The 14,203-nt window shown below is 72.0% G+C and carries 13 protein-coding genes; 1 reads left to right on the top strand and 12 read right to left on the bottom strand.

The genetic code is table 11. From position 1 onward, the window contains the following. From P8A20_RS11570 to ligD, 11 genes are all read right to left on the bottom strand, one after another. Window positions 1-1,074, bottom strand: a complete 1,074-nt coding sequence (locus tag P8A20_RS11570; protein ID WP_147959496.1) for an amidase family protein — start codon at window positions 1,072-1,074, stop codon at window positions 1-3. 45 nt (window positions 1,075-1,119) lie between these two features. Continuing rightward, entirely contained in the window at window positions 1,120-2,577 is a 1,458-nt protein-coding gene (locus P8A20_RS11565) for a peptidoglycan D,D-transpeptidase FtsI family protein (protein ID WP_147960446.1), read from the bottom strand. Then, window positions 2,574-3,968, bottom strand: coding sequence for an FtsW/RodA/SpoVE family cell cycle protein (locus P8A20_RS11560; RefSeq protein ID WP_306103457.1), 1,395 nt, complete (start codon window positions 3,966-3,968; stop codon window positions 2,574-2,576). Before P8A20_RS11560 ends, P8A20_RS11565 begins: the two co-directional genes overlap by 4 nt. Before the next feature lie 82 nt (window positions 3,969-4,050). After that, on the bottom strand, window positions 4,051-4,374 hold the full coding sequence (locus P8A20_RS11555) for a zinc ribbon domain-containing protein (protein ID WP_147959497.1): 324 nt from the start codon (window positions 4,372-4,374) through the stop codon (window positions 4,051-4,053). Beyond that, window positions 4,371-6,488 carry a HEAT repeat domain-containing protein gene (locus P8A20_RS11550; RefSeq protein ID WP_306103456.1) on the bottom strand — a complete coding sequence of 706 codons (2,118 nt, stop codon included), beginning with the start codon at window positions 6,486-6,488 and terminating at the stop codon, window positions 4,371-4,373. Before P8A20_RS11550 ends, P8A20_RS11555 begins: the two co-directional genes overlap by 4 nt. Window positions 6,489-6,916: 428 nt before the next feature. After that, window positions 6,917-7,228 carry an SCO5918 family protein gene (locus P8A20_RS11545; protein ID WP_147961450.1) on the bottom strand — a complete coding sequence of 104 codons (312 nt, stop codon included), beginning with the start codon at window positions 7,226-7,228 and terminating at the stop codon, window positions 6,917-6,919. Between the two features lie 55 nt (window positions 7,229-7,283). Then, entirely contained in the window at window positions 7,284-7,694 is a 411-nt protein-coding gene (locus P8A20_RS11540; protein ID WP_147961449.1) for a hypothetical protein, read from the bottom strand. 47 nt (window positions 7,695-7,741) lie between these two features. Beyond that, window positions 7,742-7,981 carry a hypothetical protein gene (locus P8A20_RS11535; protein ID WP_147961448.1) on the bottom strand — a complete coding sequence of 80 codons (240 nt, stop codon included), beginning with the start codon at window positions 7,979-7,981 and terminating at the stop codon, window positions 7,742-7,744. 300 nt (window positions 7,982-8,281) lie between these two features. Continuing rightward, window positions 8,282-8,485, bottom strand: coding sequence for a cold-shock protein (locus P8A20_RS11530; RefSeq protein ID WP_147961447.1), 204 nt, complete (start codon window positions 8,483-8,485; stop codon window positions 8,282-8,284). A 539-nt stretch (window positions 8,486-9,024) separates the two neighbouring features. Continuing rightward, on the bottom strand, window positions 9,025-9,360 hold the full coding sequence (locus P8A20_RS11525) for a MerR family transcriptional regulator (protein ID WP_306103455.1): 336 nt from the start codon (window positions 9,358-9,360) through the stop codon (window positions 9,025-9,027). An 891-nt stretch (window positions 9,361-10,251) separates the two neighbouring features. Further along, the gene (ligD, locus tag P8A20_RS11520) at window positions 10,252-11,145 is read right to left on the bottom strand and encodes a non-homologous end-joining DNA ligase (RefSeq protein WP_147959498.1); all 894 of its coding nucleotides are present in this window, start codon (window positions 11,143-11,145) and stop codon (window positions 10,252-10,254) included. Window positions 11,146-11,213: 68 nt separating this feature from the next. Between ligD and ku the strand changes: the two genes are divergently transcribed. Further along, complete coding sequence (gene ku / locus P8A20_RS11515; RefSeq protein WP_147959499.1) at window positions 11,214-12,338, top strand: non-homologous end joining protein Ku; 1,125 nt, start codon at window positions 11,214-11,216, stop codon at window positions 12,336-12,338. Window positions 12,339-12,365: 27 nt separating this feature from the next. Here the strand turns inward: ku and P8A20_RS11510 are convergent, their stop codons facing one another. Further along, window positions 12,366-14,030: a hypothetical protein gene (locus tag P8A20_RS11510; RefSeq protein ID WP_306103454.1), complete on the bottom strand. Its 1,665-nt coding sequence runs from the start codon at window positions 14,028-14,030 to the stop codon at window positions 12,366-12,368. Window positions 14,031-14,203: the final 173 nt, after the last annotated feature.

Below are 14,203 nucleotides of genomic sequence, written 5' to 3'. Positions count from 1 at the left end.
TCAGCCGTCCGACCGGACGGGCGCGGGGCCGAGGACGCGCTCCAGCGCGCGGGCGTAACCGAGCAGTTCCGCGTCCGTCCCCCGGTCGGTGACCAGCTGGAGTCCGGCCGGACAGCCGTCCGGGGTGAAACCGGCGGGCAGGCTCGCCGCCGGATGGCCGCTGAGGTTGAACGCCCAGGTGAGCGCGGTGGAGTAGACGTCTCCTGGGCCCTCATGGCCGTGCGGCGGGGTGGGCGCGACCGGGGTGAGCAGCAGGGGCGCACGGGAGAAGAGGGCGTCGAGCGTCCGGTCGTTGGCGGCGCGCAGCCGCTCCGCCGGGGGCCCCGGCAGACCCGCGCGCACGGCGGTCCACGCCTCGGCCGGGTCGAGCAGTTCGCAGGGGCCCGCCACGAGCCGCACCGCCCCGGCGGCCACGAGACGGCCCACCGCCCGCCGGGTCACGTCCGCGACCTCCGGGGTGACCTCGGCGAACCCCAGGTCGGGGCTGTACACGGCCGGAACGGGCAGCCTCGCCGGCCGCGGGGCGTACCCGTCGGTCACCTGGCGCAGGAAGACCTCGGCCAGGTCCACCGAGCGGGCGAGGACGCCGGGGGACGCCAGGCCCGTACGGTCGGGGGAGGGGAGCAGGCCCGCGGTCGTCCTCAGGCCGAACACCCCGCACCAGGCCGCCGGGATCCGCACCGACCCCGCCCCGTCGCTGCCGGTCGCCAGGTCCACCATGCCCGCGGCCACGGCCGCCGCGGCCCCCGCCGACGACCCGCCCGGAGTGCGGTCCCGGCGCCAGGGGTTGACCGTACGGCCGTGCGCCCCCTGCCCCCAGGTCCGCCAGGGCGTGCCGGGGCCGGGGACGGAGGTCGAACCGACCGGGACCCCGCCCGCGGCGGCCAGCCGGCGGGCCGCGAAGGAACGGATCCCCGCACGGCCCTTCACGGCGAACGGCAGCCCGGCGAGCGGAAGACGGGAAGCGGCCTCCGCGCGGGCCCGCGCCTCCTCGTGCCACACGTCGGTGAACGCGCACAGCTCCGGGTCGAGCCGGACGATCCGGGCGAGGGACGCTTCGAGTGCCGCTGTCATGGCAGTCAGTCTCGGCCCTCGTGCGCGGCCGCGACAGGCCGGGTCTCAGCGGTCGAGCGCCGCCTCCATCACCGCACGGGCGATCGGGGCCGCGTTGCCGCCCCCGCTGACGTCGGCCCGGTCCGCGGCGGCGTCCTCCACGACCACCGCGACGGCGACGGCGGGACGGCCGGAGTCCGGCGCCTGCGCCCATGCGATGAACCAGGCGTACGGCGTACCGGAGTTGTCGACCCCGTGCTGGGCGGTGCCCGTCTTCCCGCCGACCGTCACCCCGTCGATCGCCGCGTTCGTGCCGGTGCCGTCCTCCACCACGTCGACCATCATCCGCCGGAGCTGCTGGGCCGTCGTCGGGTTCATGGCCTGGTGGTACGAGTCCGAGCCCTGCTGCCGGACCGTGTCGCCGTCGTCGGTGGTCACCCGGTCCACCAGGTGCGGGCGCCGGAGATCGCCGTCGTTCGCGACCGCCGAGGCCACCATCGCCATCTGGAGAGGGGTGGCGGCCGTGTCGAACTGGCCGATCGAGGACTGGGCCAGCTGGTCGTCACTCATGTCCGAGTCGAAATTGCTGCGGGCCACCCGGGAGGGGATCTTCAGGTCGTTGTCGTTGAAGCCGAACCTGCCCACCGCCTCCAGCATCCCGTCCAGTCCCACCTCGACCCCGAGGTGGGCCATCACCGTGTTGCAGGAGACCCGGATCGCCTCCGCCAGGGACGCCTCCTCGCAGCCCCGCGCCTCGTCGGGCAGCACGGTCGAGGTACCCGGGAGGACGTACGGGGACGGGGTGTCGGTCGCCGCGTCCGGATCGGTGACCACCTGGGCGTCCAGCGCCGCCGCGGCCGTCACGATCTTGAACGCCGAACCGGGCGGGTAGGTCTGCCGGATGGCCCGGTTGAGCATCGGCCGGCTCTGCGCACGGTTCAGCCGCGTCCACGCGTCGGTGACGGCGGTGCCGGTGCCGGAGATCACCTCGGGGTCGTAGGAAGGGGTGGAGACCAGCGCCAGGATCCGGCCGGTCGCCGGATCGAGGGCGGCGACCGCGCCACGCCGGCCGTCCAGGCCCTCGTACGCCGCGCGTTGCACCGGGCCCTCGATGGTGGTGACGACATTCCCGCCCGGCTGTCGGCTGCGCGTGACGTCCCCCCACAGCGGGAGCGGGGCCAGGAGCGGGTCGGTGCCGGACAGGACGCGGTCCTCGGCGTTCTCCAGCAGCGAGGTGCCGTACGTCTGCGAGGCGTAGCCCGTCACCGGCGCGTACAGCGGGCCGTGGCGGTAGGTGCGTTCGTACGCGAGCTGCTGGCCGGTGTCCTTCGACCCGGTGACGGGTTCGTCCCCGACCAGGATGTTGCCGCGCGGCTGGTCGTAACGGTCGATGGTGGTGCGGCGGTTGGCGGAGTTGCTGTCGAGCTCGTCGGCCTCGAAGACCTGGACGCGGGCCGCGTTGGCCAGCAGGGCCAGGAGCAGGAGCAGACAGAAACCGGCGGCGTGCCGGATGTACGGGATCACTCGGCCTCCCCGGCCGGTCCGTCCCCGGCGGCGGCGGCGGTGGCGGGGTCGGGGTCGGGGCCGGGGTCGGGCGTGCGGGACACGTCGCTGACCCGGATGAGCAGCGCCACGATGATCCAGTTGGTGACCACGGACGAACCGCCCTGGGCCAGGAACGGCATCGCCATGCCGGTCAGCGGGATCAGCCCCATCACTCCGCCCGCGATCACGAAGACCTGGAGCGCCAGGATCGAGGCGAGGCCGATCGACAGCAGCCGTCCGAAGGGGTCCCGCAGGGCCAGGCCCGCCCGGAAGCCGCGTGCCACCAGCAGGGCGTACAGCAGGAAGATCGCGGTGAGCCCGGCCAGCCCCAGCTCCTCGCCCGCGGTGGCCAGGATGAAGTCGGACTTCGCGGCGAAGCCGATGAGGATGGAGTGGCCGAGCCCGAGGCCGGTGCCGAACATCCCGCCCGCGGCGAACGCGAAGAGGGACTGGGCGAGCTGGCTCGGTCCCTGGCCGGCGTCGATCGTGGCATACGGGTCCAGCCAGTCCTCGACCCTGCTGTGCACATGGGGTTCGAACGAGCCGACGACGAAGGCGCCCGCGGCGGCCAGGAGCAGTCCGACGGCGATCCACCCGATCCTGCCGGTGGCCACGTAGAGCAGGATCACGAAGAGGCCGAAGAAGAGCAGCGAGGTCCCCAGGTCCCGTTCGAGCACGAGGACGCCGACGCTGAGCAGCCAGATCGCGACGATGGGGCCGAGGACCCGCCCGGTGGGGAACTGGAGCTTCCAGACCCTGCGGCCGGTGTACGCGAGCGCGTTGCGGTTCGCGGCCAGGTACGCGGCGAAGAAGACCGCCAGCAGGATCTTGGCGAACTCGCCCGGCTGGAAGGAGAGTCCGCCGATCCGGATCCAGATCTTGGCCCCGTTCACGGCGGGGAAGAAGATCGGCACGATCAGCAGCACCAGCGCCGTGGCGACCGAGAGGTACGCGTAGCGCTGGAGCACCCGGTGGTCGCGCAGCAGCACGACGACGGCGATGAAGAAGGCGACCCCGAGCGTCGACCAGATCAGCTGTGTCGTCGCCGCCCGGTCGCTCGGGGTCTCCAGGTCGAGGCGGTAGATCAGCACCAGGCCCAGTCCGTTGAGCAGGACTGCGATGGGCAGCAGCAGCGGATCGGCGAACGGGGCGCGGAAGCGGACCGCGAGGTGCGCGAGCAGGGCGAGGAGACCGAGACCGGCGCCGTACCCGGCGACATCGGGCGGTACGGCGTCGTTCCGGGCGAGGCCGACGGCGGCGTAGCCGTAGACGGAGATGAGCACGGCCCCGATCAGGAGCGAGAGCTCGACCCCGCGCCGCTTCGGCAGGCGTAGCTCGGGCGGGCGTGCGTCCGCCGTCGTTGCGGTCATGCCACGCAACGTAGCAAGAGGAGGGTCTTATTTCCCTTATGTCAGCTTCGTGGCACTTCTCCGCAGGTGCTCCCGGTACGGCTCAGCTCTGGTACGGGTTCTGGCCGCCGGGAGGCGCGTAGCCGGGCTGCTGCTGCGGTGCCGCGCCGTACGGATTGCCGTCCTGACCGCCCTGGGCCTGCGCCAGCAGCCCGTCGGCCTGCTCCTTCGGTATCTGCCGCTCCCCGCCGCAGAAGGTGCACTGCGTCGCGTACTTCGTGGAGAACGGGAACAGCGGCACGAAGAACAGCGTGAACTTGGTGACCCGCTTGCGCAGGGTGTGCGCCGCCGGATTGCCGCACCAGCCGCACACCATCGTCAGGACCGCCAACTGGTACAGATAGCCTCGCGTGCCGAAAATGATCATGATGTGGTTCCTCTCCCCGTGTGTCCTGTGAGCGCTCGCCGGCAGAGCGCCAGCAGCTTCTCGTCCTCATGGGTGTCATGACTGCCGTACCCGCCGTCCATCGCCTTGTGCCGGCGGACGGACAGGAGCTCGGCGCGCAGCACCCGTGTCGCGTCCGAGCCTGCACCGCCGGGGCCCATCCGCGCCAGACATTCCGCCACCCGGACCCTGACATGGCAGTTCTTCTCCCAGGCGGACAGGAGCACGGGCACCACCTCGGCGGCCCGTCCCGATATCTCCCACAGGGCGATCGCCGCCTCGACCCGGAGCCACAGCTCCTCGTGGGCCAGCAGCGCCCGCAGCCGCGGCGCGACCGCCCCGGCGCGCGGCCCCAGCGCGCCCAGCGCGCCCACGGCCGCCCGGCAGTCACGCGCCTGTCCGGTACCCAGCCCCTCGGCGAGCACGGGCAACACCGTTTCGGCGTCCCCGGTGACCGCCCAGAGGGCCTCCGCCGCCTCGGTCGCCCCTGTCCCCGTCCCGCGGACCAGCCGCCGGAGCTCCGGAACCGCGCAGTGGGCGGCCGGCCCGAACGAGCCCAGTGCCCGGAGCGCCGCCGTGCGCAGCCACTCGCCCCGGTACTCGGGTGCCCCCCGCAGCACCCGTAGCACCTCGGGGGCGGCCTCGCCCGCGCGCAGCGCCGTCAGCCCGGCGAGCAGCGGGCTCGCCCGGTCGTACGCGCCCTCGTCCAGGCCGACCTCGCCCAGCCTGCGCCGCAGCGCCCCGGCCAGTGGGGCGGCCGTCCCGCCCAGACAGCTGATCGCGAAGCCCACGTCGTGCGGCACCTCCGGCCGCTCCAGCGCCGCCGCGAGTGCGGGCAGCACCCGCGCGTCCCCCAGCCCGGCCAGCGCCTTCACCGACGAGCCGAGTCCCGGAGGGCCGCTCGGCCACTCCTTGACCCAGGCCCCCGGATCCGCCGCCACCCGCGCGGCAAGCGCGTCGCCGGCCGGCGCGGCCAGGCCGAACAGGTCCTCCAGCGCGTACGAGGCGGCCTCGGCCAGCCGCGGCTCCGGATCCGCGAGCTGCACGCCGATCAGACGCACCAGGTCCTCGTACGACCCGCGCCAGGCCCGCATCAGCCCGCTGCTCATCCGTACGGCGTCCACGCGCTGCCAGGGATCGGGGCTGCGCAACTGGTCCGACAGCAGCGCCGTGCGGTCGGCCACGCGGTCGTCCAGGCCCACGTGCAGGGTGCGCAGCAGATCGGTGGCCCACGGCGTGCCGCGCGCCGCGGACTCCTCGGCGGACAGCTCGCGCAGCTGCCCCACCAGCGTCGGAGCCGTGGCCCGGTCCGTCGTCGCCTCGTCCCCGCAGGGAGGGTCCCCGGCGGGCTCGGGACGGGCGGTCCCCGCGCGCAGCTCCCGCAGCAGACCGGACACCACCCGCACGACATCGCCGGGCAGGGCCTCGGGGGTGCTCCTGGCGAGCTGCGCGAGGGCGGCGAGGCGCAGCCCGGGCGGATACGCCTCCGCCGCGAGCCGGCTCAGCCAGTCGGCCGCCCGTTGCGCCAGCTGCCGATGGCGCAGGGCTATCCGGCCGGCGGCCTCGACGAGCGCCAGCTGCACCTCGTCGTCCGCCTCCAGGGGCAGCCGCTCCCGCAGCAGTGTGAGGACCGCCGCCGGCCGGGCGTGCAGTGTGGCCAGCGCCAGCGGGGCGGCGAGCCGCACCCCGGGATCCTCGTCGGCCACGAGCTCGAAGAAGACCGGAGAGCCCGCGGACACGGCGGCGGACGCCATCGCGTAGTTCGCCACGCCCTCGATCTCGTCCTCGTCCAGCTCGTCGACCTCCTCGTCCTCGTCCAGGTCGATGCCGCCGATGCTGGTGAGCAGCTCCACGATGCTGCCCCGGTCCCGTACGCCCGGGTCGGCGGCCAGCTCGAAGAGGAACGGTATGCAGGCGAGCGTGCACGCGTACACGTTGCCCTGGTGGTGGACGGCGCCGTACATGCCGTCGAGCGCGCTCTCCCGCTCCGCCGGATCGGGGGACGCGAGTCCGTACAGGAGCCCGGGCACGTCGTCGGCCGGGCCGTAGGCATGCTTCATCGAGGCCCAGTCGACCTCTTCGATCCCCGTGAACACGCCAGACCCTCCCCGTCACTTCCCTGCCCGTGCCCTCTTGCCGCGTGCCCGGTACGGCGGATGCCCGCGACGCAGTGTCTGCGCAGAGTGTGCACCACGGCCGGGACGTTCCACCCTCCTTGTCGTCTCTTCCGCGACGTTGCATGTGTGTGCGCACGTCGGCCGGGCGATGAAGGAGCGGTGCGGTCCGCGCGGCCCTCGACCGCTCAGTTCGATCCTGCATGTCGCACCAGCGCCACCATCAGGGCGGACCGTGGGCGTTGGCCGGAATCGCCTCTCATACCGACGCCTGACCAACTGCTCGTCGAAGCGGCTGCCTCGGTGGAGCGGCGCGCCGACGGAGCGCGGCAACGCGGTGAGGGTCCGACCGGCACATGCCGGTCGGACCCTCACTGTTGTTCCGGTGGCGGCTCGCGCCCGCTCGCCGGTCAGACGGCGTCAGGGGCGCCGAGCATCTCGGAAGCCTGCTGGAACGGGGTGGAGGCACGCTCGGGCGCGGCGGTCCGGGACGGATCGGTGCAGCTGAACCCGAGTTGAGTCATGGCCCGGACGACTTCACCGGTGCTGAAGTCACGGCGGTCCTGGCGCGTCACGACCTGCCCGACCTGCTTGACCGGGTAGGTGCGGCGGCCGATGATCACGGATTCACCGACGGCCGGTTCGGGCTTGACGCCCTTCATGGATTCCAGAACGCCGTTCCTGGTCAGGTCGAAGGGGAAGCGAGCGATGACACAGCGCATGATGCCTCACAGGGAGAAGAGGAAGAGGGGGACAGTTCCACCGCGGTGAGGCGGTTCAGCGGGTCAGGGCGAGGACGCCCGGAGCGCCGGCCCGGTCTCCGACGGCCGGCAGTGCGGCGAGTCGGCGGCCCGGACTTGCGTCCTCGGCTTCGGCGGTCGTGGTCACGGGTGCGGTGAACGGCCCACCCCCGCCGAGGACGTCGCGCAGTTGGAGCCGGTCGGTGTAGGCGGGACTGTCGCGGACCGCGGTGAGCTGCAACTGGGTGACCAGGTGGGTGCACAGACCGTCGTTGTCGCAGACGGCCAGACGCCCGGTGCGGGCGCCGGCCATGAGGGACAGGGCGACTTCGATGGTCATGTCGTCGCAGACTTGCAGCATGTCCGCGTCCGTGTCCGTGGCGTGTGCCGCGGTGCTGTGCGCGGGGATGACGCCCGTCGAGCGGGGATACATCTGAACCAGGGTCAAAAGGTGCCTCCGGCAGTGATGGGTGAGTTTCCTGAGCATGAGGCCCTTCAGGCCGCCGCCGCGTCGATGAAGGTCTGCCGCGCTGTCCTGCGCCGGGCGGCTGGCGCAGGACCGCGACGGCCGCGTGAGGAGGTGCCGCGCTCGGGATGTTCCGCCACCGGCGCGGTGATCGTGACGGGGATGCCGGAGGCGTCGATGAGGTCCTTGGGCCGGCCCGGTGCGGCCACGTCGACTTCGGCGCCGCTCCACCGAGCGGGCGTAGTGGGTGAGCGCGTCGGTCGTGTCAAGGAACTCCCAGGGCGGAAAGGCGGTGCGGGGGAATCGCAAGAACGGACAAGAACGGACCGAAATGGAATGCGAAATGGAAGCAGCTGCGCAATGAATCCGGTGTGGCGCAGGCGACGAAATGAGTGGCGTCATATCGGCGTGAGATCCCGGCGTCGAAGGGAGCTGTCCGGAAAAGCGTGCCTCCTGGTGAGAGGCCGGGGGTCGTTCTGTCCCACAGGTGGCGTCACCGAGGGAAAAGCCCGCAGCTGGGGCCCGCACCCCGAGGGATGCGGGCCCCAGCTGCGAAGTGCGTGTCAGCGTCAGGCGGGAACGATGTTCTCGGCCGTCGGGCCCTTCTGGCTCGGCGCGATGTCAAAGGTGACCCTTTGGCCTTCGATCAGCTCACGGAAGCCCTCCGCGGCGATGTTCGAGAAGTGTGCGAACACGTCCGCACCGCCACCGTCCTGCTCGATGAAGCCGAAACCCTTGGCCGCGTTGAACCACTTCACAGTGCCGGACGCCATGTCATGTCTCCTTGTGGGGCAGTGCGCCGGAGCCCGCAATCCACGGACACCGGGTCGCCGCGATGATGCCCCGCCCGGAGAATAACCGGAAATATAAAACGCTCCCGCAGCGGAACGCCGGCGCGAGCGTTGAAGTTTTTGGGAACCACAACTGCAACTGGGATCGACAGTAGCATGCCGTAGTGACCCGCGTGTGGTCGATAGTACAAATTCGACGCCGCGATAAAAACGCTGTCCGCGCGACAAAATCAACCCTGGTTCCGCGGGAATAGATATTGACCCACGTGCGACGCAGTGTTCCAGCAGGGGTCGTTGTCACGTACGGCTTCGCGGCGCGACTGTCGCGCCGGCATCCTTCCTCGTCCCGCGGTGGCCCATGAGCGCGTCCTGACGCGTTCATGGCCGCTCGCGCGTGCCCTGGATCGTGCCACCGGCGGGCCTGAGGCCGGCGGTCATGGTCCGGGGCAAGCGGTCGGGAGGGCGGCCCGCCCGGAGCCCGGCCCGCGATGCGCGTCGAGGGCGGGCGGGGCGGGGCCGCCTCAGCCCGCGGTCGTGGGCTTATCCGAGGCGGCGGCGCGGTATTCGGCGTTGATGCGCTGGGCTTCCTCGAGCTGGTCCTCGAGGATGACGATGCGGCAGGCGGCCTCGATGGGCGTGCCCTGGTCGACGAGTTCGCGGGCGCGGGCGGCGATGCGCAACTGGTAGCGGGAGTAGCGCCGGTGGCCACCCTCGGAACGCAGCGGGGTGATGAGGCGGGCTTCGCCGACGGCGCGGAGAAATCCCTGCGTGGTACCGAGCATCTCGGCGGCCCGCCCCATGGTGTAGGCGGGATAGTCGTCGTCGTCGAGACGGCCGAAGGAGTCGCCTGCTGTCATTTGCACCTCTCTGTGGAACGCGTGGAGGGGCCCGGGTGCCGTACGGCACCCGGGCCCCGAAGGAACTGCTACACCATCTGCCGGCTGGTACTACGCCGGCCCTCTGCGTCCGCCGGCCCGACCTGGAAGGTATCGGGCTGCGGGGATCGCGGTTGCTTGACCGGAGACCACCTCACTGTCGATGTCCTGCGGTACCCGGGCTCAACGCTCCGCCCGGGCGATCCTGATGGCGCCTGGCTCCTCCGTTCTTCCCTCTGGGATCACTTGCCTACTGCTGTCCTGCGCATTGCTCGGTGGCCCGTCACGGCGCCACTCCTCGGCAGCCGGCCCCGTTGCCCGTACTGCGTGTGCTCCGGCTCGGAAGCCCACTGCCGAACCTACCGGTGCGCGCGTCCGCAGCCGACGCCTTCACCGAGGTGCTGCTCACCCGACTTCGCTGCCGAGTGCTGCGGTACTTCTCGTGGCGGCCCCTGACTACTGCGGGCCACCCGGTCCGGTTGTCAGTCCCGTCGCCGTCCTGCGACAACCCTGGCTTCGAAACTCCACCACCGCACCGTCCTGCGAACTGCGACCACTGATACCGCTGCCCGGCAGTTCGTCTCTGCCGGGCCCTGCTGTCTCTCTGGCTACGAGAGAAACCATAGCTATGCCACCATCCAATGTCTACTGCCGCCGACATAGATTTTCGTGGACCGGGTGGAGAGATAGTCGGTGCAGCTCATGGCAGGGGCGCCCGTCGGTCCCGCTGCGTCCAGGCTTCCCCGCTCCGACCGGGCGTTGCGTCGGCACTGTCGCCGCGAATGCCGCGACCGCTCCGTCCGGTCCGGCCCTGAGGGTGACCGCTCGGGACGGGCGCTCCAGCTGTGCGCACCCCGTTCGCGTCGCCCCGGTTCAGCCCGCGGGGAGGGCCCCTGCCTGCCCGGGGTCGTTCAGCGGAGCGAGGAGATCCCCGTACCGCTCCAGGCGGGCGGCCATGTCACCGGCGAGGAGGACGAGATCGTCCGGAGCCCCGCACCCCTCGATCTCCTCCCAGGTGACGGGCGCGGAGACCGTCGGACTGCCCTTCGCCCGCAGGGTGTACGGCGCGGCGGTGGTCTTGGCCGCGGCGTTCTGGCTGAAATCCACGAACACCTTCCCCGGGCGCAGCGCGCGCGTCATCCGGTGCACGGCCAGCTCGGGCAGTGCGCCCTGTGCCTCGACCGCGAGCTTCCTCGCGTACGCGGTCACCTCCTCGGAGGGGGTGGGCTCCAGGGGGACGAGCAGATGGAGCCCCTTGGAGCCGGACGTCTTCCCGTACGAGGGCAGCCCGTCCCGCGCCAGCCTCTCCCGCAGCCAGAGGGCGACCGTGCAGCACTCCACGACGCCCGCTGGCGGGCCGGGGTCCAGGTCGAACACCATCCGGTCGGCCACGGCGGGGGAGTCCTGCCGCCACTGGTGGGTGTGGAACTCCACCACCAGGTTCGCCGCCCACATCAGCGACGGCAGGTCCTGGGCGAGGACCTGCCGTGCGCCGGGGTCGTCGCTGCGGGGGACCGGAGCGGTGCGCACCCAGTCGGGTGTACCGGGCGGGGGGTTCTTGGTGAAGAAGCGCAGCCCCTCCGGGCCGTCCGGATACCGCAGGAACGACAGGGGGCGGTCCCGCAGGTGCGGCAGCATGACCTCGGCGGCCGTGGCCGCGTAGTAGTGCAGCACCTCACCCTTGGTCGTGCCGGTGGCCGGATACAGCACCTTGTCGAGATTGCTGAGCGCCAGGCGCCGCCCCTCCACCTCCGTGATCGGCGTCATACGATAAGAATCACATGAAATCGCATGGATGCGGTCATGACGGTCATGGCGGTCGTAAGGGGTGAACGGTGAGGTCCATCTGGAACGGCTCCATCTCGTTCGGTCTGGTCAGCATCCCGGTCAAGCTCATGAACGCCACCGAGAACCACTCGATCTCCTTCCGGCAGATCCACCTCTCCGACGGCGGCCGGATCCGCTACCGCAAGGTCTGCGAACTGGACGAGGAGGAGGTGCCGGCCTCCGAGACCGTCAAGGCGTACGAGGACGCCGACGGCACGGTGATCCCCGTGACCGACGAGGACCTCGCCTCGCTCCCGCTCCCCACCGCCAGGACGATCGAGATCGAGGGATTCGTGCCGGCCTCGGCCGTCGACCCCCTCCAGCTGGATTCGGCGTACTACCTCTCGGCCAACGGTGTCCCGGCCGCCAAGCCGTACGCCCTGCTGCGCGAGGCCCTCAGGCGCAGCGGCAAGGTCGCCGTCGCGAAGTACGCGCTGCGCGGGCGGGAACGGCTCGGCATGCTGCGGGTGGTCGACGACGTGATCGCGATGCACGGGCTGCTGTGGCCGGACGAGATCCGCACCCCCGAGGGCGTCGCCCCCGACTCGGACGTCAGGGTCCGCGACGCGGAACTGGACCTGGCGGACGCACTGATGAACACCCTCGGCGACGCCGATCTGGAGACGCTCCACGACGACTACCGCGAGGCGGTCGAGGAGCTCGTCGCGGCGAAGGCGGCCGGCGAACCCGTCACCGAGGAAGCGGCCGAGGAGCCCGAGGGCAAGGTGCTCGACCTGATGGCGGCGCTGGAGAGCAGCGTCCGGGCGGCGAAGGAGTCCCAGGGGGAGGACGGCGAGGTCGCGGACGTCCACCACATCGGATCGGGCAGGAGTGGCGGTCCGAAGCAGAGCGGGGCGGCCTCGCAGGGGGCCCCGGCGAAGAAGGCGGCACCGAAGAAGGCGGCCGCCGGGAGGGCGTCCGCCGGGAAGGCGGCGGCGAAGGAACCGGCCGGGAAGCAGGCCGGGAAGAAGCCGACGGCGGAGAAGGCACCCACGAAGAAGCCCGCCGCGAAGAAGGCCCCGACGAAGAAGAGCACGGCGAAGAAGAGCACGGCGAAGAAGTCGGCGACGAAGGCCACCGCCAAGCCCGCCGCGAAGACCGCCCGGGGCGCGCGGAAGCGCACCTCCGCCTGACGCGCGGCCGCGTCGGGCGGACGGAGCTCACCGGGGCGCGGACGTCGGCTCCAGCAGTTCCGGCAGCGTGGGAAGGTCCAGGCCGTACGGGTCCCTCTCGATGACGTAGGTGCAACTCGTGTACGAGTAGCCGGGTTTGACGCTGGACCCGGCGGCGTAGCTGTCGACGGCTGAGGACGCTCCCGTGCCGTGCTTGTACAGGAAGTGGTACTCGCCCGCGGGAAGCCGCAGACGTGCCTTCGGGTAGGACGTGCCGCTCGCCCTGCAGGCGCCTGCCGCGCCCGTGGCCTCGCTGCTGAACCGTGCGCAGCTTCCGCACGCCTTCAGCTTCACCGTGCCGGTGACCGGCCCCGTGTAGAGCACCTCCACGTCGTTGGGGGCGCCGTTGCTGATGACGAGCTCCATGCGGACGCCCCCCGGCTTCCCGCTACCGGGCAGCCGCTTGCCGGCCGAGGGCCGGACCTCGGCTATCTCGGCCGCGATGGCGATGTCCAGGGCGTGCCGACGACGCCCGTCCTGCCTGTAGGTGTCCGCGAAGTCCGTCAGGGTCTGCCGCGCGTCGGCGAAGTGCTCGTCCTCGAACTCGTCCACGCCGCAGGCGTACACACCGTCCCGGACGCCCGCGGCGGCCTGCGGTGCGAGGGACGGCACGGAGGACGCGGGGAGCTCGCCCACCAGTGTGCTCGTCCGGCGCAGCTGGTCGGTCACGGCGCAGGGCTCCGCACCTTTCAGACCGGCCACCTGGCGGTCGATCGTGGCGCTGACCGCCGGGCCGACCCGGTCCGCCTGCGTGGTGCCAGGGAACGTACGCAGCAGGGTGCCCAGCTCCTTCGCGCCGGATTCGGTGCCCGCGCCGTCCAGCCGGGAGACGCCGCAGCCGTACAGCGACTCCGCGAGCGGGGCGTCGGGCCAGTTCGCGAGGTCGCCGAGCAGCTTCCGGTCCACCGTGCCGCGGAGCGTACGCAGATAGGTCAGGGGATCGACGGCCTCGCAGTGCTTCTTCGCGCGGTACGGCGAGGCGACGGCGGCGTAGTAGTCCTTCAGCCGTCCCGGCACACGGGCGGCGGCGCGTGAACCGGCGTGGTCCTCGGCCAGTTCCCGGTAGAGGGAGAGCGCGTGCCGGAAGTCGGGCGCGGAGAGGGGGAACGGGCTCTTCGCCGCCTTCGCGACCAGGTCGTCGCCCTCCTCCAGCCGGCCGAGCAGCTCCTGTTCCACGGCCTCGTCCCGCGCGGAGCCGTAGGCGGCCGTGCCCGCGACCGGTATGCCCAGCAGGAGCAGCCCGAGCACCGCAGCCAGGGCGGGCCGGGACCACCGACGGAACTCCGTACGCCGGGCGATGCGGGCCGCGTCGGCCCCGGCGAGGACCAGCAGCAGGAGATAGCCGGCGACGAGGACGGCGGGCACCCCGTCCGGGTCGGCGGGCAGCGCGACGAGGAGGAGGACGGCCGTCGCCGCCCAGCTCACCGCGGCCCTGCCCCAGTGGCGCACCAGGACGTGGCCGAGCCCCAGGCCGGAGAGGCTCAGCAGACCGGCGGCGACCGCCCGCGGAGAGCCGCCGGGCGGTGGCGGACCGGCCGTCGGAGGCCGAGTGGGAGGAGGCGGCGGAACGGCCCCCGAGGAGTGCTCCGGTACGGTCTCCCACCCGGTGCCGGGTCTGGGCTCCGGTGTATCCGACTGATCGCGCGACTCCATCACGGCCCCCCACCGCCGAACCTCATCAGGTCCCCGGGAAGCTGCCCGGTTTCGTGCCCGTTCAAGCGTCCTTGCAGAGGTTGGGCGTCTTTTGGTGCGTGATGCAACGATCGGCGCGCGTGCCTCCGCACCGTGTCACGACGGGCCGCTGCGCAGTAGGGTGCGGAGTGCCG

Origin of the sequence: Streptomyces sp. Alt3, assembly GCF_030719215.1 — a bacterium.
Taxonomy (GTDB): domain Bacteria; phylum Actinomycetota; class Actinomycetes; order Streptomycetales; family Streptomycetaceae; genus Streptomyces; species Streptomyces glycanivorans.
The sequence above is the reverse complement of the archived record's forward strand: the minus strand, read 5'-3'. Positions and strand labels throughout refer to the sequence as shown.